The organism is Enterobacter cloacae complex sp. 2021EL-01169, assembly GCF_020733125.1.
In the GTDB taxonomy this organism is placed as follows: domain Bacteria; phylum Pseudomonadota; class Gammaproteobacteria; order Enterobacterales; family Enterobacteriaceae; genus Enterobacter; species Enterobacter roggenkampii.
Window position 1 is genome coordinate 244,467 of sequence record NZ_JAJFTC010000001.1, and the last position, 22,745, is coordinate 267,211.

Sequence of the window (22,745 nt, forward strand, 5' to 3'; positions counted from 1 at the left end):
CATGTCTGAAGGCTGGAACATTGCCATTTTAGGTGCCACGGGTGCCGTGGGCGAAGCCCTGCTCGAAACGCTTGCTGAGCGTCAGTTCCCGGTGGGCGATATCTATGCGCTGGCGCGAACGGATAGCGCGGGTGAGCATCTGCGTTTTAACAATAAATCCGTCATGGTTCAGGATGCGGCGGCGTTCGACTGGACGCAGGCGCAGCTGGCGTTTTTCGCCGCGGGCGCTGAAGCCACTGCGGCGTACGTTGAAGAGGCGACCAACGCAGGCTGCCTGGTCATCGATCTGAGCGGTCTGTTCTCCATGGAGCCGGATGTGCCGCTGGTGGTGCCGGACGTGAACCCGTTTGTACTGGCTGACTACCGCAACCGTAACGTCATTGCGGTGCCGAACAGCCTGACCAGCCAGCTGCTGACTGCACTGAAACCGCTGATCGACGACGGCGGCCTGTCGCGCATTACCGTCACCAGCCTGCTGTCGGCGTCCGCAAACGGCAAAAAGGCCGTTGACGCGCTGGCCGGGCAGAGCGCGAAGCTGCTGAACGGCATTCCGATTGATGAAGATGATTTCTTTGGCCGCCAGCTGGCGTTCAACATGCTGCCGCTATTGCCGGACCGCGAGGGCTCCGTGCGCGAAGAGCGTCGTATCGTCGATGAGGTGCGTAAAATTCTGCAGGACGATGGCTTGATGATCTCCGCAAGCGTCGTGCAGTCCCCGGTCTTCTACGGTCACGCGCAGATGGTCGGCTTTGAAGCGCTGCGTCCCCTGGCGGCAGAAGAGGCGCGCGATGCGTTTGGGCGCGGGGAAGACATCGTCCTCTCTGAAGAGAGCGAGTTCCCGACGCAGGTGGGCGATGCCACCGGTAGCGCGCATCTTTCCGTTGGCTGCGTGCGTAACGACTACGGTATGCCGGAGCAGGTTCAGTTCTGGTCCGTTGCCGACAACGTTCGTTTCGGCGGCGCGCTGATGGCGGTCAAGATCGCTGAAAAACTGGTGCAGGAGTACCTGTACTGATGTCAGACGTGGAACAAAAGCCGGTTCATAAAATTGCCCTCGGTATTGAGTACGATGGCAGTAAATATTATGGCTGGCAGCGTCAGAATGAGGTGCGCAGCGTCCAGGAGAAACTGGAGAAAGCGCTCTCTCAGGTGGCAAACGAGCCGATTAACGTCCTGTGCGCAGGCCGGACGGACGCGGGCGTTCACGGCACGGGGCAGGTGGTGCACTTTGAGACCACTGCCGTGCGTAAGGATGCCGCCTGGACGCTGGGTGTAAATGCGAATTTGCCTGGTGACATTGCGGTGCGTTGGGTGAAAGCTGTGCCGGATGATTTTCATGCGCGTTTCAGCGCCACCGCGCGTCGTTACCGTTATGTCATCTACAACCAGCGTCTGCGTCCGGCGGTGTTAAGCCAGGGCGTGACGCATTTTTATGAACCGCTCGATGCGGAACGCATGCATCGCGCGGCGCAGTGTCTGATTGGTGAAAATGACTTTACCTCGTTTCGTGCGGTGCAGTGTCAGTCCCGCACGCCGTGGCGTAATGTCATGCACATTCACGTCAGCCGTTTTGGCGCGTATGTGGTGGTGGATATCAAAGCCAATGCCTTTGTACATCATATGGTGCGGAATATTGTGGGCAGCCTGATGGAAGTGGGTGCCGGACACCAGCCGGAGAGCTGGATTGCAGACCTGCTGGCAGCGAAGGACAGAACGCTTGCGGCAGCCACGGCGAAAGCGGAAGGGCTGTATCTGGTCTCGGTAGACTATCCGGATCGGTTTGACCTGCCGAAACCGCCAATGGGGCCGCTGTTTTTAGCGGACTAAACAAAGGTGCAATTAAGGCTTAGACAATATGGACGTAATTCGTTTTTTGATTGATTTCATCCTGCATATTGATGTTCACCTGGCAGAACTGGTCGCGCAGTATGGCGTCTGGGTTTATGCCATTCTGTTCCTCATTCTGTTTTGTGAAACCGGGCTGGTTGTCACGCCGTTCCTGCCGGGCGATTCACTGCTGTTTGTCGCCGGGGCGTTATCGGCGCTGCCCACCAACGATCTGAATGTGCATCTTATGGTGGTGCTGATGGTGATTGCCGCCATCGTCGGTGATGCGGTCAACTACACGATTGGACGCGTATTCGGTGAGCGGCTGTTCAGCAATCCGGATTCAAAAATTTTCCGTCGCAGCTATTTAGATAAAACGCATGCGTTTTATGAACGCCATGGCGGAAAAACCATTATCCTTGCGCGCTTTGTGCCTATTGTGCGCACATTTGCACCGTTTGTGGCGGGAATGGGACATATGTCCTATCGTCATTTTGCCATGTATAACGTCGTGGGGGCGCTGCTTTGGGTACTGCTGTTTACCTATGCAGGCTACCTGTTTGGCGATCTCCCAGTGGTTCAGGAAAATCTTAAGTTACTGATTGTAGCGATTATTGTGCTTTCCGTACTGCCGGGCGTTATCGAAATCATTCGTCATAAACGTGCGGCGGCAAAGCAAGCGAAGTAAATGCACACTGGCGGTTCGACCACTTTTTTATCCAAAGTTTCGGGCTGTTATGTTTTAATGTGCAACATTCATGGTCTGTTGGAGGCAAAAATGGCATTATTCGCCTCTTATAGCAAAACTGGCATACGACCAGGTTCAGGCAGAAAGGTTATCAATGAGCTGGATTGAACGAATTAAAAGCAACATTACCCCAACGCGTAAAGCGAGCATTCCTGAAGGGGTATGGACGAAGTGTGATAGCTGCGGCCAGGTTCTGTATCGCGCAGAGCTGGAGCGCAACCTTGAGGTGTGTCCGAAGTGTGACCACCATATGCGTATGTCGGCGCGCAACCGCCTGCATAGCCTGCTGGACGAAGGTTCTCTGGTAGAACTGGGCAGCGAGCTTGAGCCAAAAGACGTGCTGAAGTTCCGCGACTCCAAAAAATATAAAGATCGTCTGGCCTCCGCACAGAAAGAGACCGGCGAGAAAGACGCGCTGGTCGTCATGAAAGGCACCCTGCATGGGATGCCGGTTGTTGCCGCTGCGTTTGAGTTCTCCTTTATGGGCGGCTCAATGGGCTCCGTGGTCGGTGCGCGCTTCGTGCGTGCCGTTGAGCAGGCGCTGGAAGACAACTGTCCGCTGATCTGCTTCTCTGCCTCCGGTGGAGCACGTATGCAGGAAGCCCTGATGTCCCTGATGCAGATGGCTAAAACCTCTGCAGCGCTGGCGAAGATGCAGGAGCGCGGTCTGCCGTACATCTCCGTGCTGACCGACCCAACCATGGGCGGCGTCTCCGCGAGCTTCGCGATGCTGGGCGACCTGAACGTCGCTGAGCCAAAAGCGCTGATCGGCTTTGCGGGTCCTCGCGTTATCGAGCAGACCGTTCGTGAAAAACTGCCGCCGGGATTCCAGCGCAGTGAGTTCCTCATTGAGAAAGGCGCCATCGACATGATCGTCCGCCGTCCGGAAATGCGCCTGAAGCTGGCGCGCATCCTGGCGAAGCTGATGAATCTGCCAGCGCCGAACCCGGATGAGCCGCGTGAAGGCGTGGTGGTACCGGATCAGGAACCCGAGGCCTGATAACTGAAAAGGGCAGGGCCAGTTGGCGCTGCCCTTTTGCTTTCTAATCTGTTAATGACAACCGGGCATTATGGAAAATAAAAGCATTCCCCAAGCCACGTCGCCCCTGGCCGCGTGGCTTTCTTATCTGGAAAACCTGCACAGTAAAACCATCGATATGGGGCTTGAGCGCGTAAGCCAGGTTGCCGCGCGTCTTGATGTGCTGAAACCGGCGCCTTTCGTGTTCACCGTCGCAGGCACCAACGGCAAAGGTACCACCTGCCGCACGCTGGAATCCGTCCTGATGGCGGCGGGCTATAGGGTCGGCGTGTACAGCTCGCCACATCTGGTACGCTACACCGAGCGGGTTCGTGTGCAGAACAGCGAGCTGCCGGAGTCGGCGCATACGGCATCGTTCGCGGAAATTGAAGCCGCGCGCGGAGAGACCTCATTAACCTATTTTGAATACGGCACTCTGTCGGCCCTGTGGCTGTTCAAACAGGCCCAGCTGGACGTGGTGATCCTTGAGGTTGGTCTTGGCGGACGTCTTGATGCGACCAATATCGTCGATGCAGACGTGGCGGTAGTGACCAGCATCGCGCTGGATCATATCGACTGGCTGGGGCCCGATCGTGAAAGCATTGGCCGCGAGAAGGCCGGTATTTTCCGGGCAAATAAACCTGCCGTGGTGGGCGAGCCGGACATGCCGCACACCATTGCTGACGTGGTGAACGAAAAGGGCGCACAGCTGCTGCGCCGCGGCGTTGACTGGCAGTATGAGGTTCAGGACAACGGCTGGCGCTTTAGCGACGCGCAGGGGGCGCTGGATAACCTGCCGCTGCCGCAGGTCCCGCAGCCAAATGCGGCAACCGCACTGGCGGCACTGCGCGCCAGCGGCCTCGTGGTCAGCGAACAGGCGTTCCGCGAGGGTATACAAAACGCGATTCTGCCAGGACGTTTCCAGATTGTGAGCGAGTCACCGCGCCTGATTCTGGACGTGGCGCACAACCCCCACGCGGCGGCGTATCTCGCGGGACGTCTCAAATCGTTACCAAAAACCGGGCGCGTGCTGGCGGTTATCGGTATGCTTCATGATAAAGATATCGGCGGGACGCTGGCCTGCATGGAGAGTGTGGTCGATAGCTGGTATTGTGCTCCTCTGGAGGGGCCGCGCGGCGCGACGGCTGAGCAGCTGATGGAACATCTCGGCAAAGGCGCAATCTACAGTAGCGTGGCGCAGGCCTGGCATGCCGCGATGGCGGAGGCTAAACCAGAAGATACCGTGCTGGTGTGTGGTTCATTCCACACGGTGGCACATGTCATGGAAGTGATGGACGCGGGGAGAACCGGTGGCGAGTAAGTTTCAGAACCGTTTAACAGGAACCATTGTGCTGGTCGCGCTCGGGGTGATTATTCTTCCCGGGCTGCTCGACGGGCAGAAAAAGCATTATCAGGATGAGTTTGCCGCGATTCCGCTGGTGCCGAAACCGGGCGACCGCGATGAGCCGGATATGCTGCCCGCGGCGACGCAGGCGCTGCCTGCTCAGCCTCCGGAAGGGGCGGCGGAAGAGGTGCGCGCGGGCGATGCCGCCGCACCGTCGCTCGATCCGTCTCGCCTGGCGGCCACGAGCAACAGCGATATCGATCCTGTGCCGGTCGAGCAGCCTAAACCGGTTGAAAAACCGAAGCCGGTTGAGAAGCCGCAGCCGAAACCGCAGCGTGATAAAGCGGCAGAACAGCTCGCCGCAGCGTCAGAGACGCCTCCGCCAGCAAAACCGACGCAGCAGGACGCTGCTGCCCCAACGGGCAAAGCCTACGTGGTGCAGCTCGGTGCGCTGAAAAATGCGGACAAGGTGAATGAGGTGGTGGGTAAACTGCGCAGTGCGGGATATCGTGTTTACACTTCACCTTCCACGCCGGTGCAGGGTAAAATTACCCGTATCCTCGTGGGGCCAGAAGCGTCTAAAGACAAACTGAAAGGGTCGCTGGGTGAGCTGAAGCAGATCTCCGGCCTGAGCGGTGTAGTAATGGGCTACAGCGCGAACTAAGTACGACCTGCTCCTGTAAGAGAGAGGCGATAAGCCACGGCGTTGAACATTTTTTTCAGCGCCTTTTTTATTTACGCGCGGGAAGGAAATCCCTACGCAAACGTTTTCTTTTTCTGTTAGAATTCGCCCCGAACTGGATGACAGGGCGTTTAATCGTGGGACACATATGGTCTGGATTGATTACGCCATCATTGCGGTGATTGGTTTTTCCTGTCTGGTTAGCCTGATCCGTGGCTTTGTTCGTGAAGCGTTATCGCTGGTGACCTGGGGTTGTGCTTTCTTTGTCGCCAGTCATTACTACACTTACCTGTCTGTCTGGTTCACGGGCTTTGAAGATGAACTGGTCCGAAATGGAATCGCCATCGCGGTGCTGTTTATCGCGACGCTGATTGTCGGCGCTATCGTCAATTACGTGATAGGTCAGCTGGTCGAGAAAACCGGTCTGTCAGGAACGGACAGGGTACTCGGGATCTGTTTCGGGGCGTTGCGAGGCGTGCTGATTGTGGCCGCGATCCTGTTCTTCCTGGATACCTTTACCGGGTTCTCCAAAAGTGAAGACTGGCAGAAATCGCAGCTCATTCCAGAGTTCAGCTTCATCATCAGATGGTTCTTTGACTATCTGCAAAGCTCGTCGAGTTTTTTGCCCAGGGCATAAACCCTGAGATGTGGCTTAACGAGGAAAAGACGAATGTGCGGTATTGTCGGTATCGCCGGTTTCATGCCGGTAAACCAGTCGATTTATGACGCGTTAACGGTGCTTCAGCACCGTGGGCAGGATGCTGCGGGTATCATCACCATTGATGCAAACAACTGCTTCCGTTTACGCAAGGCGAATGGCCTGGTAAACGATGTGTTTGAAGCCCGCCATATGCAGCGTCTGCAAGGTAATATGGGGATCGGTCACGTTCGTTATCCTACCGCTGGCAGTTCCAGCGCCTCTGAGGCACAGCCTTTCTACGTCAACTCACCGTATGGCATCACCCTTGCCCATAACGGCAACCTGACCAACGCGCATGAGCTGCGTAAAAAGCTGTTCGAAGAGAAACGTCGCCACATTAACACCACCTCTGATTCTGAAATCCTGCTCAACGTGTTCGCCAGCGAGCTGGATAACTTCCGTCACTATCCGCTGGAAGCGGACAACATTTTTGCCGCGATTGCCGCGACCAACCGTCAGATCCGCGGTGCGTACGCCTGCGTGGCGATGATCATCGGTCACGGCATGGTGGCCTTCCGCGATCCAAACGGCATTCGTCCGCTGGTACTCGGCAAGCGCGACCTCGGCGATGGCCGTACCGAATATATGGTTGCCTCTGAAAGCGTGGCGCTGGATACCCTGGGCTTCGAATTCCTGCGCGACGTGGCGCCGGGCGAAGCGGTCTACATCACCGAGAAGGGCCAGCTGTTTACCCGCCAGTGTGCCGACAACCCGGTCAGCAACCCGTGCCTGTTTGAATACGTTTACTTTGCCCGTCCGGACTCCTTCATCGACAAGATTTCCGTCTACAGCGCGCGCGTCAACATGGGCACCAAGCTTGGCGAGAAGATTGCCCGCGAGTGGGACGATCTCGACATCGACGTGGTGATTCCTATCCCGGAAACCTCCTGCGATATCGCGCTGGAGATCGCCCGCATTCTGGATAAGCCATACCGTCAGGGCTTCGTGAAGAACCGCTACGTTGGCCGCACCTTTATCATGCCGGGGCAGCATCTGCGCCGTAAGTCCGTGCGCCGCAAGCTGAACGCTAACCGCGCGGAATTCCGCGACAAGAATGTTCTGCTGGTGGATGACTCCATCGTTCGCGGTACCACCTCTGAGCAGATTATCGAGATGGCACGCGAAGCGGGTGCGAAGAAAGTCTATCTGGCCTCTGCTGCGCCGGAGATTCGCTTCCCGAACGTGTACGGTATTGATATGCCAACCGCCAACGAGCTGATCGCTCACGGGCGTGAAGTGGATGAAATTCGCCAGATCATCGGTGCTGACGGCCTGATTTTCCAGGACCTCAACGACCTCATCGACGCGGTGCGTGCCGAGAACCCGGAAATTCAGCAGTTTGAATGCTCCGTGTTCAACGGTATTTACGTGACCAAAGACGTTGACCAGCAGTATCTCGACTATCTTGATTCGCTGCGCAACGACGATGCGAAAGCCGTCCAGCTGCAGAACGATCTTGAAAGCTTAGAGATGCACAACGAAGGTTGATGTTCCGGCAGGTGAGGGCGTATGCCCTCACTTGCAACTCCCTGCAAAATCCTGCACAGTCTGCCCTGAAATCAGTAAGGGCGAAAATCATGAAACGACTCATAGTTGGGCTCAGCGGTGCCAGCGGTGCGATTTACGGCGTACGTTTGCTACAGGTTCTGCGTAACGTGGCGAACGTCGAAACCCATCTGGTGATGAGCCAGGCGGCGCGGCAGACCCTCTCTCTGGAAACCGATCTCTCCCTGCGCGATGTTCAGGCGCTTGCGGATGTCGTTCACGATGCCCGTGATATCGCCGCCAGCATCTCCTCAGGCTCGTTTAAAACCGCCGGCATGGTGATCCTGCCCTGTTCAATCAAAACGCTCTCCGGCATTGTGAACAGCTATACCGACACCCTGGTGACGCGTGCGGCGGATGTGGTGCTGAAGGAGCGGCGTCCTCTGGTGCTGTGCGTGCGGGAAACGCCGCTGCACCTGGGCCATCTGCGCTTAATGACGCAGGCTGCTGAGCTGGGGGCTGTGATCATGCCGCCGGTGCCCGCGTTCTACCATCGTCCACAAACGCTGGACGACATTATCAACCAGACCGTTAACCGCGTACTCGATCAGTTCGACATCGACCTGCCCGAGGATCTCTTCACCCGCTGGCAGGGTGCCTGAATCTGTGCACATAGCCGGTGCATGAAAAGACACGTTGCCCTGTTTCAGGGCAATTATGCAACGGCGATCATATCCTCGACATTTAATTCGTTTTTTCCCTTTTTCTCTCTCCGGTTCGTTCGGCAGACCTGCTATCTTTCACCATTAAGGCAGTATCGCAACGTTTTATTAACATATTTAACGTCGAAGTTTTAACCAGACGGCAATGTGGCATAAGACCTGCAAGATGAAGCCTGCAACACAACACACAACACAATACATAATAAAATCACGGTACTTGAGGGTAAATGTATGAAGAAGACGGTTCTGGCTCTGTCTTTGCTGGTGGGGTTAAGTGCGGCAGCAGGTAGCTACGCAGCGCTTCCACAGACGGTTCGTATCGGTACAGACGCAACCTACGCGCCATTCTCTTCCAAGGATGCGAAAGGCGATTTCGTGGGGTTTGATATCGATCTGGGTAATGAAATGTGCAAACGCATTGCGGTGAAATGCACATGGGTGGGCAGCGACTTTGACGCGTTAATCCCGTCGCTGAAAGCCAAGAAAATCGACGCCATTATCTCTTCTCTTTCCATCACTGAAAAACGCCAGCAGGAGATTGCCTTCTCTGACAAGCTCTACGCCGCGGATTCTCGCCTGATTGCGCCTAAAGGCTCCCCGATTAAGCCCACCATCGACTCGCTGAAAGGCAAGCATGTCGGCGTGCTTCAGGGTTCGACTCAGGAAGGCTATGCCAATGCTAACTGGCGTGAGAAGGGCGTAGACGTGGTGGCTTACCAGAACCAGGATCTGATTTACTCTGACCTGGCGGCAGGCCGTCTGGATGCGGCATTCCAGGATGAAGTCGCCGCGAGCGAAGGCTTCCTGAAGCAGCCTGCGGGTAAAGACTACGCGTTTGCAGGCCCGTCGGTGAAAGACAAAAAGTACTTTGGCGACGGCACCGGGATTGGCCTGCGTAAGGATGATACCGAGCTGAAAGCCGCCTTCGACAAAGCCTTTGCAGAGCTGCGTAAAGACGGTACGTACGACAAACTGGCGAAGAAATACTTCGACTTCAACGTATACGGTGAATAACACCTGACGGTGACGCACCGGAAAGGTGCGTTACGGGAGCGGTTGACCCAATACGGTGCATTTGATGCACTGTATTGGATCGCTGTGTGCATACTTACGCATTAATAATGCAAAAATTCCCGCTGGAAAGGCATTAATCTTTGCCTGACTGAGGGGATTAATGGCACATTAGCACCACCCCGTCGTCGTAAAAATCCCGTATGAAGACAGTTTGTTGAGGACAAATATGAAAAAACTCGTGTTGTCATTATCACTGGTACTGGCCTTTTCCAGCGCCACCGCGGCATTCGCAGCTATTCCGCAGAAAATTCGAATTGGTACCGACCCTACCTATGCGCCGTTCGAATCGAAGAATTCAAAGGGTGAACTGGTCGGTTTTGACATCGATCTGGCCAATGAGCTGTGCAAACGCATCAAAGCACAGTGTACCTACGTTGAGAACCCGTTGGATGCGCTGATCCCGTCCCTGAAAGCGAAAAAAATCGACGTAATCATGTCCTCCCTCTCCATCACTGAAAAACGCCAGCAGGAGATTGCCTTCACCGACAAACTCTACGCGGCCGATTCACGTCTGGTGGTGGCGAAATCGTCTAATATTCAGCCAACGCTGGAATCGCTGAAGGGCAAACGCGTGGGCGTGCTGCAGGGCACCACTCAGGAAACCTACGGCAACGAGCACTGGGCACCGAAGGGGATTGAAATTGTCTCCTATCAGGGCCAGGAAAATATCTACGCTGACCTGACGGCAGGCCGTATTGATGCCGCATTCCAGGATGAAGTCGCGGCTAGCGAAGGCTTCCTGAAAACGCCGGTAGGTAAAGATTACAAGTTTGGCGGCCCGTCTATTAAGGACGTTAAGCTGTTTGGTGTGGGCACCGGTATGGGCCTGCGCAAAGAAGACAACGAACTGCGTGAGGCGCTGAACAAGGCGTTCGCTGAAATGCGCGCAGACGGCACGTACGACAAGCTGGCGAAAAAGTACTTTGATTTTAATGTTTACGGCGGCTAATCGCCCCGTCATATAACGTGCGGCCCCTCCCACGGCGGGAGGGGAAAAGACACGGTTCCACCACTCACGATACGACAGGGCTCGCGGTATGCTGTACGGATTTTCTGGCGTTATTTTACAGGGCGCGCTTGTCACCCTTGAGCTGGCTATCAGCTCCGTGGTGCTGGCGGTGCTGATAGGTCTGGCAGGCGCAGGGGCGAAGCTTTCAGCTAACAAACCGCTGGCGCTAATCTTTGAAGGCTACACCACGCTCATTCGCGGCGTTCCCGATCTGGTGCTGATGCTGCTGATTTTTTACGGTCTGCAGATTGCGCTTAACGGCATAACAGACGCGATGGGCATGGGACAAATTGATATCGACCCGATGGTGGCCGGTATTATTACCCTCGGTTTTATCTACGGCGCCTACTTCACGGAAACCTTCCGCGGTGCTTACATGGCCGTGCCGAAAGGTCACATTGAGGCGGCAACCGCATTTGGTTTTACCTCATCACAAACGTTTCGTCGAATTATGTTCCCGGCCATGATGCGCTACGCGCTGCCGGGCATCGGGAACAACTGGCAGGTTATCCTCAAAGCGACAGCGCTGGTCTCGCTGCTCGGTCTGGAAGACGTCGTGAAAGCGACTCAGCTGGCGGGTAAGAGCACCTGGGAGCCGTTCTATTTTGCGGTGGTCTGTGGCGTGATTTATCTGGTCTTTACGACCGTCTCCAATGGTGTGCTGCTTCTGCTGGAGCGTCGCTACTCCGTGGGTGTGAAGAGGGCTGACCTGTGATTGAGATTATTCAGGAATACTGGAAATCGCTGCTGTGGACAGATGGCTACCGCTTTACCGGCGTGGCGATTACGCTCTGGCTGCTGATCTCCTCCGTGGTAATGGGCGGTATTCTGGCGGTGTTTCTCGCCATTGGCCGCGTCTCGAACAATAAATTTATCCAGTTCCCGATCTGGCTGTTCACCTACGTCTTTCGCGGTACGCCGCTGTACGTGCAGCTGCTGGTGTTCTACTCGGGAATGTATACGCTTGAGATCGTAAAAGGCACTGAGATGCTGAATGCGTTCTTCCGCAGCGGTCTGAACTGTACGGTGCTGGCGTTGACGCTCAACACCTGCGCCTACACCACGGAGATTTTCGCGGGGGCGATTCGTTCTGTTCCTTACGGTGAAATTGAAGCTGCCCGGGCCTACGGCTTCTCGTCGGTGAAACTCTACCGCTGCATCATTCTGCCATCGGCCCTGCGTATCGCGTTACCGGCCTACAGTAACGAAGTGATTTTGATGCTGCACTCGACTGCGCTCGCCTTTACCGCGACGGTGCCGGACCTGCTCAAAATAGCGCGCGATATTAACTCCGCAACCTATCAGCCGTTTACCGCGTTTGGCATTGCGGCGGTGCTCTATTTAATTATCTCTTATGTTCTGATTAGCCTGTTCCGTAAGGCTGAAAAACGCTGGTTGCAGCATATAAAACCTTCTTCGACGCACTGAGAAAGATGATGGCTGAGAACAAATTAAACGTAATTGATTTGCACAAACGCTACGGCGAACATGAAGTGCTGAAAGGGGTGTCGCTGCAGGCGAATGCGGGCGACGTGATCAGTATCATCGGCTCATCTGGCTCGGGAAAAAGTACCTTCCTGCGCTGCATCAACTTCCTCGAAAAGCCGAGTGAAGGCTCAATTGTGGTGAGCGGGCAGAATATCAACCTGGTGCGTGACAAAGACGGCCAGCTGAAGGTGGCAGACAAGAACCAGCTGCGCCTGCTGCGTACGCGCCTGACGATGGTATTCCAGCACTTTAACCTCTGGAGCCACATGACGGTGCTGGAGAACGTGATGGAAGCACCGGTTCAGGTGCTGGGCCTGAGCAAGCATGAAGCCCGCGAGCGCGCGGTGAAATACCTGGCGAAAGTGGGCATCGACGAACGCCAGCAGATGAAATACCCGGTGCATCTCTCCGGCGGTCAGCAGCAGCGTGTCTCTATCGCCCGCGCGCTGGCGATGGAGCCCGAGGTGCTGCTGTTCGACGAACCGACCTCCGCGCTGGACCCTGAACTCGTTGGCGAAGTGCTGCGCATCATGCAGAAGCTGGCCGAAGAGGGCAAAACGATGGTGGTCGTGACGCACGAGATGGGCTTCGCCCGTAACGTCTCGAACCACGTGATTTTCCTGCATCAGGGGAAAATTGAAGAGCAGGGGCATCCGGATGAGGTGCTGGCAAACCCGCAAAGCCCGCGTTTGCAGCAGTTCCTTAAAGGCTCTCTGAAGTAAGAGGGCATCAGACCGCAGTGCAGCCCAATCGCCCGGTGGCGCTTCGCTTACCGGGCCTACAAAACCGTAGGCCGGGCAAACGCAGTGCCGCCCGGCATTCAGGCCGCACTACACTCCAGCCGGTACACCCAGTCGTCATAGCGCACGCCGTCAATCTCATACGCCTTTTCCAGTACCTGCATACGCACAAACCCGGTTTTCTCCAGCACCCGTATCGACCCGCCGTTGTCCGCCAGCACGTACGCATTAATCGCCTTCACGCCGGTCTGGTTAAAGGCGTAATCACACACCGCGCGCAGCGCTTCGCTGGCGATACCTTTCCCCTGCGCGGCAGGCACAACCGTATAGCCGATATCCGCCTCTTCACGATTCTCAGCGCTAATCTGCAGGCCGATATCGCCCAGCGGCGTATCATCATCCCGGGCGCGAATGACAAACACATGAGCAGCAGCGAGTCGCGCGGCAAACACGCGTCGGGTCTCTTTTTCCGGGGCGATGGCGGCCATATAGCGCATGATGCGGCGATCTTCACGCAGCGAGCGAAAGAAGGCCCAGTCAGCGGGTTCAAAAGGGGTGAGGTGAAGCCGGGGTGTGGTGATGGTTGCCATTGTTACGCCATTTCTTCGGAACATGGCCTGTCACTGTACCATATTCACCGCACCACATCCCCCAGCGCCTCTTCTAATTCATACCAGCGGAACGCAAACCCGGCCGCTTCCAGCCGTTTTGGCAGCGCTCTCTGTCCGCCCAGAACCAGAACAGACGCTTCACCCATCAGCAGCCGAATCGCCGTCGCAGGAACGCGCAATATCGCCGGGCGGTGCAGGGCATGTCCCAGCGCGTGGGCAAACTGTTCATTTCGCACCGGATACGGCGCAACCATGTTAAACGGCCCGCGCAGATCGTTATCCAGCAGCCAGAGAATCCCGTTGACCATATCGTCGATATGGATCCACGCCATATACTGACGGCCATTGCCGATGGGGCCACCGAGTCCTAGCCTGAAAGGGGGAAGCATCTTCGCCAGAATGCCGCCTTTCGGCGCGAGGACGACACCGGTCCGCAGCAGGCAAACGCGGGTCCGATCGCTCTGCGCCGCGCAGGCGATACGCTCCCACTGGGCGCAGAGCTTATGGGTGAACTCGTTATGGGGAGGCTCTTCCTCGGTCACCACCACCTCGCCAAGATCGCCGTAATAGCCTACTGCGGAACCCGAAATCAGCACGGAAGGCGGCGTATGGCTGTTGCGGATCAGCTCGACCAGCTTTTCGGTAATGTTCCACCGGCTGCTGCATAACAGCTGTTTTTGCTCTTCCGTCCAGCGCTTATCGGCGATGGGTTCTCCCGCGAGGTTAATAACGGCGTCGAAACCGTCCAGATTTTGCTGCTCGGCCAGATTTTTCCAGATATCAACACCTGCCCCCAGCACCTGACGCGCTTTTTCCGGGCTGCGCGAGACCACGGTGATGTCGTGGTGCAAGGCCTGCAGACGCGCAATGAGGTGACGACCAATCAGGCCAGTACCGCCGGTCAGCAAAATCTTCATACAACCTCCAGATTTACGCCTGGCGTTTCCAGCTTAACGTCATAGAGACGGAGTCGGCGTAACGCAGGGCGTGAAGTTTATCGATCTCAACTTCAGCATAAGTGACCCAGTGATGTTCGCGTGCGATATCGAGCACATCCTGAGTTAATTTTTCCAGCAGAGAGAAACGGTTATTCTCCACAAACTGGATAATGTTCTTGGTGATTGTGCGGTAGTTCAGCGCGTCATTGATGTCTTCGCTGGCGCGCGCTTTGTCTGCGGGGTAGTGAATCACCACATTAATAACAATATCCTGACGGTTGGCGATCTCTTCCTCTTTGATACCGATGAAGGTACGCAGGCGTAAATTTTTTATACGAATAATGGCGTCTGGCTGTGACATTGCAGGTCTTCTCCGTGTCAGTATTTCCTGCCCATAATACATGAGAGCCTCACAGGCACCCAGCCTCATACCGGGTTAAATTTGCTGGATTTTTTGCATCGCTCGCTCGGTCGCCGGGCGGGTCCGGATGCGCTCAAACCAGTTGTTCACCGCCGGGTAAGCGGCCAGGTCAATTCGGTGTTTTTCATGCGTATTGACCCACGGCCAGCAGGCGATGTCGGCAATACTGTAATGATCGCCCCCGAGCCACGGCGTTTTCTCCAGCCGACGGTTCAGAACGTCGTAGAGCCGCTGCGTCTCAACCTGATAGCGCTCTATCGCATAAGGAATGGGTTGCGGGGCGTAAGCGGTAAAATGATGATTTTGTCCCAGCATGGGGCCCAGCCCGCTTGCCTGCCAGAAAAGCCATTGCAGCGTATGGTGGCGCTCGCGCAGTTCGCCGCTCAGCAGCTTGCCGGTTTTCTCCGCCAGGTAGAGCAAAATTTCACCGGATTCAAACAGGCTCAACGGTCTGCCCCCGTCCGCCGGCTGGTTATCAATGATGGCCGGGATTTTATTATTCGGCGAGATAGCCAGAAAGAGAGGGCTGAACTGCTCGCCTTTGCTGATATCCACGCGAATGATCCTGTAATCCAGCTCGGCTTCTTCAAGAAAGAGGGTGATCTTATGGCCGTTTGGGGTAGGGGCATAATAAAGGTCGATCATTCTCAACTCCTGTCCATGCGAATAGTGGTGCCATGACAAATGAGTATAGGTGGTTGTTGTAAATCGTGAGTTTTCATCAAGTGACAGCGAGGCCAAGAGATTATATGTTGAGTAAAAACCGATCAGCCTATGAGGATGTTATGAACCAGCCCGTCATCACGTTGTGGTCCGATGCGAACTTCTTTTCTCCCTATGTCATGAGCGTTTACGTTGCGCTGGCCGAAAAAGGACTCGCTTTTACCCTGAAGACCGTTGATCTCGACGGCGGTGAACATCTCAAGCCGCAGTGGCAGGGTTACGACCTGACCCGTCGCGTGCCGGTGCTGGAGATTGACGGATTTGCCCTGAGCGAATCGTCGGCGATCGATGAATACCTGGAAGATCGGTTCGCCCCCCCGGAGTGGGAGCGTATCTATCCTCACGATCTGCAAAAGCGCGCCCGGGCGCGGCAGATCCAGGCGTGGCTGCGCAGCGATCTGGTGCCGATTCGCGTTGAACGCTCCACGGACGTCGTGTTTGCCGGGGTGAAAAAGCCCGCCCTCAGCGCAGAAGGGCAGGAAAGCGCGCAGAAGCTGATTGAAACCGCCTCCTTACTGCTCGCCCATGGCAACCCAAACCTGTTCGGCGAGTGGTGCATTGCGGATGCCGATCTGGCGCTGATGCTAAACCGCCTGATCCTCAACGGTGACGAGGTGCCGCAGCTGCTGGTGGATTATGCCGCGTTCCAGTGGCAGCGTGCCTCCGTGCAGCGCTATGTGGCACTCTCGGCTAAGCGCGCGGGCTGATAAGCCCTGACGCTTCAGGTATGATGGGGGCAGTCTGTTTTCCCGAGGAGTGACTGATGAAACTGATGTTTGCGTCGGATATCCATGGATCGCTGCCCGCGACCGAGCGTGTCCTTTCTCTGTTTGAGAAAAGCGGTGCGAAGTGGCTGATTATTCTGGGTGACGTGTTGAATCACGGCCCACGCAACGCGCTGCCGGAAGGCTATGACCCTGCGCAGGTCGCGGAAAAACTCAACCCGTATGCCTCGCGCATCATCGCCGTTCGCGGCAACTGTGACAGCGAAGTGGACCAGATGCTGCTGCATTTTCCCATTACCGCGCCGTGGCAGCAGGTGCTGCTCGAACAACACCGTCTGTTCCTGACCCACGGGCATCTTTTCGGCCCGGATAATCTCCCGGCCCTCGCGGCTGGCGATGTCCTGGTTTACGGTCATACTCATATTCCGGTTGCGGAAAAACGCGGTGAGATTTATCACTTTAATCCGGGCTCGGTCAGCATCCCAAAAGGCGGGTATCCTGCGAGCTACGGCATGCTGGAGGGAAATACCCTGAGCGTTATCGCACTTAATGATCAGCAAGTTATTGCGCAGGTAGCGATTAATCCGTAAGTTACACCTCAACTGCAAACGCGCCGAAAGAGCGCTAAGAAAAGAAGGTTTCCCGATGGTGGAGCAGAGTCATTTGGCAAGTACAGAGTGGGTTGACATTGTCAACGAAGAGAATGAAGTGATCGCGCAGGCCAGCCGCGAGCAAATGCGTGCGGAGCGCCTGCGTCACCGTGCGACATATATCGTTGTGCATGACGGTATGGGTAAAATTCTGGTTCAGCGCCGCACGGACACCAAAGATTTTCTCCCGGGTATGCTGGATGCCACTGCAGGCGGCGTCGTCCAGGCGGATGAAGTGCTGCTGGATTCTGCGCGTCGTGAAGCGGAAGAGGAGTTAGGCATCGCCGGCGTGCCGTTTGCCGAGCACGGTCAGTTCTATTTCGAAGACGAGAACTGCCGCGTCTGGGGCGGGCTGTTTAGCTGCGTCTCCCACGGCCCGTTCGCCCTGCAGGAAGAAGAAGTGAGTGAAGTCAGCTGGATGACGCCGGAAGAGATCACCGCGCGCTGCGACGAGTTCACGCCGGATTCGTTAAAAGCGCTGGCGCTGTGGATGACCCGCAACGCCAAAAACGAATCGACCAAATCAGAAAAAGAGGAAGAGGCTGAGTAAGCGTCAGCAGCTCTCTCTCAGACACAGGCTGGACGCGATGGGCTTTTGATCGCGCCAGTCTCCACCATTCAGGCGCTCCAGTAGCGCTTTCCCGGCTTCGATGCCAATCTTACGATGCGGCACCGCCATGGTCGTCAGCGGCGGCTGACAGACGCGGCTCACGTCGCTATCGCCAAACCCTACCACTGCCAGATCGTCCGGCACTTTGATTCGCCTGCGCTGGCACTCGTACAGCGCGCCGCAGGCCAGCTCGTCAGAGACGCACACCAGCGCATCCAGCTCAGGCCATGCCAGCAGGAATTCGGGCAGCTGCGCCGCGCCGGTCGAGAAGCTCGGCGGCATCGCCGCGTTAATGACCCGGTTAGGCGACATATGGTGGCGAAGCATGGCTTTATACCAGCCCTGCAGATGCTGCTGGAAAATCCACTGCTCCTGGTTGGCGCACAGCAGGCCAATGTTTTGATAGCCGCGCTTAATGACCATCTCCGTGAGCTCAAACATGGCCGCCACGTTATCAATCCCGATGTTCATATCAATCGGATCGGCGCGCATGGCGCCCATCTCCATCACCGGAATCGAGGCGTTTTTCAGCCAGTGGCGAACGGTGTCGGTATGTTCAACGCTGAGCAAAATCGCTGCGGCGATATTTGACGCCAGCAGCGTCTCCAGCAACTTCTCCTCCTGCTCAAGACGATGCTGGGATTCTGCCAGCATGATCTGATATCCGGCAGGCTGCAGCACCTGCTGTAGCCCGGCGAACATCTCCGAGCAGCCGGCTTCGGAGAGGTTGGGCACCACCATGGCTATTGTCCATGACGAGGCCGAGGCAAGGGCACTGGCGGCAAGATTGGGCATATAGCCTAACTCTTGTACCGCGGCTTCTATTTTTTCTCGTAGTTTATCGGAAACCTGTTCGGGCGTGCGAAGCGCACGGGACACGGTCATCGTGCCCACACCGGCAAGCTGTGCGACATCGGCGAGTGTCACTTTACCAGTACTGCGCCGTTTTCGGGTTAGAGACATACACCTTCCTGCTGACCAGACGCGTTCTTTTTTTCCTTCGTTTCACGTGACAGGCAGTATACGCCTTAAATCCCTTTTTTTGCTGTGATTTAGCAACGTGATTGCAATTTGATAGCGCTATCACATTTCTGCATGTTAACGATTGGTAGCGCTATCTTTGTGATCGCGATCGCAGTCAATCCGCGATGCGTTGAATAAAGTTTGCTCATCTTAAACATGTGGCGGGAGTGAAAAGTGCTCAAAAAATGGATATATGATACAACCATCACGCTGCAGGAGAGCGTGAAAGACTGGCCGCAGGCGCTGAAGCTGTGCGCGAAGCCGCTGCTGGATTTGCAGGTGATTGAGCCTGACTACGTCACGGCCATCATCAAGCAGCACCACGCGTTAGGACCTTATTATGTGCTGGCACCAGGGCTGGCGATGCCGCATGCGCGGCCGGAGGAAGGCGCCAAAGGACTGGGGTTGTCGTTATTAAAACTAAAACAGGGCGTCTCGTTTGGTGCCGGTGAGTTTGACCCTGTCGATGTGATTATCATGCTTGCGGCACCGGACAAACATAGCCATATCGAAATGATATCCGCACTCGCAGAATTATTTTCCAGCGACGAGGAGATGGAGAAACTGCATCAGGCGAATACCCTGGAGGAAATTAAAACAATTATTAACCGCTTCTGATTTAATTCTGTAATCCGGTTTTTCACTACATTACGCGTCAGCGTGATGAGGCGTACTCTACTCAAAATAAGGGGACAACAATGAAAATCATGGCTATTTGCGGTTCTGGCCTGGGCAGCAGTTTTATGGTCGAAATGAATATTAAAAAGGTGCTCAAAAAGCTGGAGATTGAGGCTGAGGTTGAACACTCCGATCTCTCCTCGGCGACGCCGGGCGCGGCCGATCTGTTCGTGATGGCAAAAGACATTGCGGCCAGCGCCAGCGTGCCGGAGAGCCAGCTGGTGGTGATCAACAACATAATCGACATCAACGAACTTGAAGCGCAGCTGCGCGCCTGGTTCGAAAGACAATAACCCTGATAAGGCGAGGTGGATATGTTTATCCTTGAAACGCTGAATTTCGTTGTTGATATTTTAAAAGTCCCTTCGGTGCTGGTCGGCTTAATTGCGCTTATTGGTCTGGTTGCGCAGAAAAAAACGTTTTCGGACGTGGTGAAAGGGACGATTAAAACCATTCTCGGCTTTATTGTGCTGGGCGGCGGCGCCACGGTGCTGGTGGGATCATTAAATCCGTTAGGCGGCATGTTTGAACACGCTTTTACTATTCAGGGCATTATTCCAAATAATGAAGCCATTGTGTCCATTGCGCTCGAAAAATACGGTGCAGCGACCGCGTTGATTATGGCCTTCGGGATGGTGGCGAATATTATCGTCGCCCGCTTTACCCGCCTGAAGTATATCTTCCTGACAGGACACCATACGTTTTATATGGCGTGCATGATTGGCGTGATCCTGACGGTGGCGGGCTTTGAAGGCGTAGGGCTGGTCTTTACCGGGTCGCTGATCCTCGGCCTGATCATGGCTTTCTTCCCGGCGATTGCGCAGCGCTACATGAAGCGCATTACCGGCAACGATGAGATTGCCTTCGGCCACTTCGGCACGCTGGGCTACGTGCTGTCCGGCTGGATTGGCAGCAAGGTCGGTAAGGGCTCCCGCTCAACGGAAGAGATGAACCTGCCGAAGAACCTGAGCTTCCTGCGCGACAGCTCAGTCTCCATCTCCCTGACCATGATGATTATCTACCTCATCCTGGCGGTGAGCGCCGGGCGTGAGTACGTCGAGGCCACCTTCAGCGCCGGTCAGAACTACCTCGTGTACGCCATCATCATGGCTATCACTTTCGCGGCGGGCGTGTTCATCATCCTTCAGGGCGTACGCCTGATTCTGGCGGAAATCGTCCCGGCTTTTACCGGCTTCTCGGAAAAACTGGTGCCGAACGCGCGTCCTGCGCTGGACTGCCCGGTGGTGTATCCCTATGCACCTAACGCGGTGCTGATTGGCTTCCTGTTCAGCTTCCTCGGCGGGATTGTGGGGTTGTTCATCTGCGGTCAGTTTAGCTGGGTGCTGATCCTCCCGGGCGTGGTGCCGCACTTCTTCACCGGCGCAACCGCGGGCGTGTTCGGTAACGCCACCGGCGGACGTCGCGGGGCGATGATTGGCGCCTTTGCCAACGGCCTGCTGATTACCTTCCTGCCGGTCCTGCTGCTGCCGGTACTGGGCGCCATTGGCTTTGCCAACACCACCTTCTCTGACGCCGACTTCGGCGCGGTTGGGATTGTGCTCGGCAACCTGGCGCGCTTCCTGTCGCCGCTGGCCATCACCGGGCTGGTCGTGGCGCTGTTCGCGCTGCTGGTGGCGTACAACGTCTTCGCGAAAAACAAACCTGCGGGCGGTAACGCGCAGGAAAACACCGGAGCCAAATCATGAATGAGAAAGAGATAACCGAACTCGCGCGTCAGATCCGTCTTGAGACGCTGAAATCCCTGACGCAGCTGGGATTTGGCCACTACGGCGGTAGCATGTCGGTGGTTGAAACCCTGGCCGTGCTGTACGGCGCGGTGATGAAAATCGACCCGGCGGACCCGGACTGGCCAGAGCGAGACTACTTTGTGCTGTCAAAAGGCCATGCGGGCCCGGCGCTCTACAGCACCCTGGCGATCAAGGGCTACTTCCCGATAGAAGAGCTGAGCACGCTCAACCAAAACGGGACGCGCCTGCCCAGCCACCCGGACCGCCTGAAAACGCGCGGCGTAGATGCTACCACCGGTTCGCTGGGGCAGGGGATTTCCATCGCCGGCGGCATGGCGCTGTCGCACAGGCTGGCAGGGCGGCCGAATCGGGTCTTCTGCATCGTCGGCGACGGCGAGCTGAACGAAGGTCAGTGCTGGGAAGCGTTCCAGTTTATTGCCCACCATCGCCTGAACAACCTGACGGTGTTTGTCGACTGGAACAAACAGCAGCTCGACGGCGAGCTGGACGAGATCATCTGCGCGTTCGACCTCGAGGGCAAATTCCGCGCCTTTGGCTTTGACGTGGTGACGGTCAAGGGGGACGACATTCCGGCGCTGCTGGCGGTGACGTCGCGGGTCCCGGCTGCCGATGCGCGTCCGTTAGTCGTCATCCTCGATAGCATTAAGGGGCAGGGTGTACCGTACCTGGAACAGCTCAGCAACTCGCACCACCTGCGATTGACCGCGGAGAGCAAAGCGGCCCTCAATGAGACGATTCGCCAACTGGAGGCTTCACATGATTAAGGTTGCACCGGCAGGACAGAAAGACGCCGTTGAGATGCGAAAAGTTTACGCGGGCTTCGTGGCAAAGCAGATTGAGGCCGGAAGCGACATCATTGCGCTTGAAGCCGACCTGATGAGCTCGATGGCGATGGACGGCGTGGCGCGCGATTATCCGCAGCACGTGATTAACTGCGGCATTATGGAAGCTAACGTCATCGGCACGGCAGCCGGGCTGTCGCTTACCGGCCGCAAGCCGTTCGTTCACACCTTCACCGCCTTTGCCAGCCGCCGCTGCTTTGACCAGCTGTTTATGTCCCTGGACTATCAGCGCAACAACGTGAAGGTGATTGCCTCAGACGCGGGCGTGACGGCCTGCCACAACGGCGGAACGCATATGTCGTTTGAGGATATGGGCATTGTGCGCGGGCTGGCGCATTCGGTGGTGCTGGAGGTGACCGACGCGGTGATGTTTGAGGACGTGCTGCGCCAGCTTATCGATCTCGACGGCTTCTACTGGGTGCGGACCATCCGCAAGCAGGCGCCGAGCGTGTATGCGCCGGGCTCCACCTTCACCATTGGAAAAGGTAACGTGCTGCGCGAGGGGAGCGATATCACGCTGATTGCCAACGGCATCATGGTTGCAGAAGCCCTTGAGGCGGCGCGGCAGCTTGAGCAGGAGGGCGTCAGCGCGGCGGTCATCGACATGTTTACCCTGAAGCCCATCGACCGGATGCTGGTGAAAAACTACGCCGAGAAAACCGGGCGCATCGTGACCTGTGAAAACCACAGCATTCACAACGGGCTGGGGTCGGCGGTGGCAGAAGTGCTGGTGGAAACCTGTCCGGTGCCGATGCGGCGGGTCGGGGTCAAGGAGCGTTACGGCCAGGTGGGAACGCAGGATTTCCTGCAGAAAGAGTATGGCCTGACGGCACATGAGATTGTATCGGCGGCGCGCGAGCTGCTGTAAATAAAAAAGGCGACCAGTTAAGTGGTCGCCTTTTTGTTGCCCGGTGGCG

27 protein-coding genes are annotated in these 22,745 nt (G+C 56.3%); 22 read left to right on the forward strand and 5 right to left on the reverse strand.

Features of this window, described 5'->3' with window-relative positions; translation table 11 throughout:
• Position 1: 1 nt before the first annotated feature.
• The 14 genes from LLF79_RS01115 to hisP all read left to right on the forward strand — a co-directional run bounded on the left by LLF79_RS01115 (position 2) and on the right by hisP (position 12,820).
• Positions 2–1,015, forward strand: coding sequence for an aspartate-semialdehyde dehydrogenase (locus tag LLF79_RS01115; protein ID WP_023325776.1), 1,014 nt, complete (start codon positions 2–4; stop codon positions 1,013–1,015).
• A complete protein-coding gene (gene truA, locus LLF79_RS01120) occupies positions 1,015–1,827 on the forward strand; it encodes a tRNA pseudouridine(38-40) synthase TruA (protein ID WP_021241572.1) in 813 nt (270 codons plus the stop codon). Before LLF79_RS01115 ends, truA begins: the two co-directional genes overlap by 1 nt.
• 28 nt (positions 1,828–1,855) lie before the next feature.
• Positions 1,856–2,515, forward strand: a complete 660-nt coding sequence (locus LLF79_RS01125) for a DedA family protein (RefSeq protein ID WP_008502599.1) — start codon at positions 1,856–1,858, stop codon at positions 2,513–2,515.
• 154 nt (positions 2,516–2,669) lie between these two features.
• A complete protein-coding gene (accD, locus tag LLF79_RS01130) occupies positions 2,670–3,575 on the forward strand; it encodes an acetyl-CoA carboxylase, carboxyltransferase subunit beta (RefSeq protein WP_008502598.1) in 906 nt (301 codons plus the stop codon).
• Between the two features lie 70 nt (positions 3,576–3,645).
• Positions 3,646–4,914 (forward strand): bifunctional tetrahydrofolate synthase/dihydrofolate synthase, encoded by a 1,269-nt coding sequence (folC, locus tag LLF79_RS01135; protein WP_227879017.1) that lies wholly within the window; start codon positions 3,646–3,648, stop codon positions 4,912–4,914.
• The gene (gene dedD, locus LLF79_RS01140) at positions 4,904–5,602 is read left to right on the forward strand and encodes a cell division protein DedD (protein WP_008502596.1); all 699 of its coding nucleotides are present in this window, start codon (positions 4,904–4,906) and stop codon (positions 5,600–5,602) included. Before folC ends, dedD begins: the two co-directional genes overlap by 11 nt.
• Before the next feature lie 166 nt (positions 5,603–5,768).
• Positions 5,769–6,257, forward strand: coding sequence for a colicin V production protein (gene cvpA, locus LLF79_RS01145; protein WP_000262116.1), 489 nt, complete (start codon positions 5,769–5,771; stop codon positions 6,255–6,257).
• 33 nt (positions 6,258–6,290) lie between these two features.
• On the forward strand, positions 6,291–7,808 hold the full coding sequence (purF, locus tag LLF79_RS01150) for an amidophosphoribosyltransferase (RefSeq protein WP_021241570.1): 1,518 nt from the start codon (positions 6,291–6,293) through the stop codon (positions 7,806–7,808).
• 89 nt (positions 7,809–7,897) lie between these two features.
• Positions 7,898–8,467, forward strand: a complete 570-nt coding sequence (locus LLF79_RS01155; protein ID WP_032663144.1) for a UbiX family flavin prenyltransferase — start codon at positions 7,898–7,900, stop codon at positions 8,465–8,467.
• 291 nt (positions 8,468–8,758) lie between these two features.
• Positions 8,759–9,541 carry a lysine/arginine/ornithine ABC transporter substrate-binding protein ArgT gene (argT, locus tag LLF79_RS01160; protein WP_008502593.1) on the forward strand — a complete coding sequence of 261 codons (783 nt, stop codon included), beginning with the start codon at positions 8,759–8,761 and terminating at the stop codon, positions 9,539–9,541.
• 226 nt (positions 9,542–9,767) lie between these two features.
• Complete coding sequence (hisJ, locus tag LLF79_RS01165) at positions 9,768–10,550, forward strand: histidine ABC transporter substrate-binding protein HisJ (RefSeq protein WP_227879018.1); 783 nt, start codon at positions 9,768–9,770, stop codon at positions 10,548–10,550.
• Positions 10,551–10,638: 88 nt separating this feature from the next.
• Positions 10,639–11,325: a histidine ABC transporter permease HisQ gene (locus LLF79_RS01170; protein WP_008502591.1), complete on the forward strand. Its 687-nt coding sequence runs from the start codon at positions 10,639–10,641 to the stop codon at positions 11,323–11,325.
• Positions 11,322–12,038, forward strand: coding sequence for an ABC transporter permease (locus LLF79_RS01175; RefSeq protein ID WP_008502590.1), 717 nt, complete (start codon positions 11,322–11,324; stop codon positions 12,036–12,038). Before LLF79_RS01170 ends, LLF79_RS01175 begins: the two co-directional genes overlap by 4 nt.
• An 8-nt stretch (positions 12,039–12,046) precedes the next feature.
• Positions 12,047–12,820, forward strand: coding sequence for a histidine ABC transporter ATP-binding protein HisP (hisP, locus tag LLF79_RS01180; RefSeq protein WP_014832781.1), 774 nt, complete (start codon positions 12,047–12,049; stop codon positions 12,818–12,820).
• A 98-nt stretch (positions 12,821–12,918) separates the two neighbouring features.
• On the opposite strand, the gene LLF79_RS01185 is transcribed toward hisP, so the two are convergent.
• The 4 genes from LLF79_RS01185 to yfcG all read right to left on the reverse strand — a co-directional run bounded on the left by LLF79_RS01185 (position 12,919) and on the right by yfcG (position 15,453).
• Positions 12,919–13,428 carry a GNAT family N-acetyltransferase gene (locus LLF79_RS01185; RefSeq protein ID WP_032663146.1) on the reverse strand — a complete coding sequence of 170 codons (510 nt, stop codon included), beginning with the start codon at positions 13,426–13,428 and terminating at the stop codon, positions 12,919–12,921.
• 44 nt (positions 13,429–13,472) lie between these two features.
• Positions 13,473–14,366 (reverse strand): TIGR01777 family oxidoreductase, encoded by an 894-nt coding sequence (locus LLF79_RS01190; protein WP_021241567.1) that lies wholly within the window; start codon positions 14,364–14,366, stop codon positions 13,473–13,475.
• Positions 14,367–14,379: 13 nt separating this feature from the next.
• Complete coding sequence (folX, locus tag LLF79_RS01195) at positions 14,380–14,748, reverse strand: dihydroneopterin triphosphate 2'-epimerase (RefSeq protein WP_008502586.1); 369 nt, start codon at positions 14,746–14,748, stop codon at positions 14,380–14,382.
• A 75-nt stretch (positions 14,749–14,823) separates the two neighbouring features.
• Positions 14,824–15,453, reverse strand: a complete 630-nt coding sequence (gene yfcG, locus LLF79_RS01200) for a GSH-dependent disulfide bond oxidoreductase (RefSeq protein ID WP_008502585.1) — start codon at positions 15,451–15,453, stop codon at positions 14,824–14,826.
• A 140-nt stretch (positions 15,454–15,593) separates the two neighbouring features.
• On the opposite strand from yfcG, the gene yfcF reads away from it, so the two are divergent.
• Genes yfcF through yfcD form a run of 3 tightly spaced genes read left to right on the forward strand, consistent with a single transcriptional unit; the run spans position 15,594 to position 17,456 of the window.
• Positions 15,594–16,238 carry a glutathione transferase gene (yfcF, locus tag LLF79_RS01205; protein ID WP_008502584.1) on the forward strand — a complete coding sequence of 215 codons (645 nt, stop codon included), beginning with the start codon at positions 15,594–15,596 and terminating at the stop codon, positions 16,236–16,238.
• A gap of 56 nt (positions 16,239–16,294) precedes the next feature.
• On the forward strand, positions 16,295–16,846 hold the full coding sequence (yfcE, locus tag LLF79_RS01210; protein WP_065102614.1) for a phosphodiesterase: 552 nt from the start codon (positions 16,295–16,297) through the stop codon (positions 16,844–16,846).
• 55 nt (positions 16,847–16,901) lie between these two features.
• Positions 16,902–17,456: an NUDIX hydrolase YfcD gene (gene yfcD, locus LLF79_RS01215; protein ID WP_008502582.1), complete on the forward strand. Its 555-nt coding sequence runs from the start codon at positions 16,902–16,904 to the stop codon at positions 17,454–17,456.
• Positions 17,457–17,459: 3 nt separating this feature from the next.
• Here the strand turns inward: yfcD and LLF79_RS01220 are convergent, their stop codons facing one another.
• Positions 17,460–18,479 carry a LacI family DNA-binding transcriptional regulator gene (locus tag LLF79_RS01220; protein WP_021241565.1) on the reverse strand — a complete coding sequence of 340 codons (1,020 nt, stop codon included), beginning with the start codon at positions 18,477–18,479 and terminating at the stop codon, positions 17,460–17,462.
• A 234-nt stretch (positions 18,480–18,713) separates the two neighbouring features.
• Here LLF79_RS01220 and LLF79_RS01225 point away from each other — a divergent pair, with 234 nt between their 5' ends.
• The 5 genes from LLF79_RS01225 (at position 18,714) to LLF79_RS01245 (ending at position 22,696) form a co-directional block, all read left to right on the forward strand.
• A complete protein-coding gene (locus LLF79_RS01225) occupies positions 18,714–19,157 on the forward strand; it encodes a PTS sugar transporter subunit IIA (RefSeq protein WP_044597875.1) in 444 nt (147 codons plus the stop codon).
• Positions 19,158–19,237: 80 nt separating this feature from the next.
• The gene (locus LLF79_RS01230; protein ID WP_003861447.1) at positions 19,238–19,510 is read left to right on the forward strand and encodes a PTS sugar transporter subunit IIB; all 273 of its coding nucleotides are present in this window, start codon (positions 19,238–19,240) and stop codon (positions 19,508–19,510) included.
• A 21-nt stretch (positions 19,511–19,531) separates the two neighbouring features.
• Positions 19,532–20,923, forward strand: a complete 1,392-nt coding sequence (locus LLF79_RS01235; protein WP_227879019.1) for a PTS ascorbate transporter subunit IIC — start codon at positions 19,532–19,534, stop codon at positions 20,921–20,923.
• A complete protein-coding gene (locus LLF79_RS01240; protein ID WP_032663153.1) occupies positions 20,920–21,750 on the forward strand; it encodes a transketolase in 831 nt (276 codons plus the stop codon). The genes LLF79_RS01235 and LLF79_RS01240 overlap by 4 nt, the downstream gene beginning before the upstream one ends.
• Positions 21,743–22,696 carry a transketolase family protein gene (locus LLF79_RS01245; protein ID WP_008502878.1) on the forward strand — a complete coding sequence of 318 codons (954 nt, stop codon included), beginning with the start codon at positions 21,743–21,745 and terminating at the stop codon, positions 22,694–22,696. Before LLF79_RS01240 ends, LLF79_RS01245 begins: the two co-directional genes overlap by 8 nt.
• The last annotated feature ends 49 nt before the right edge of the window (positions 22,697–22,745 follow it).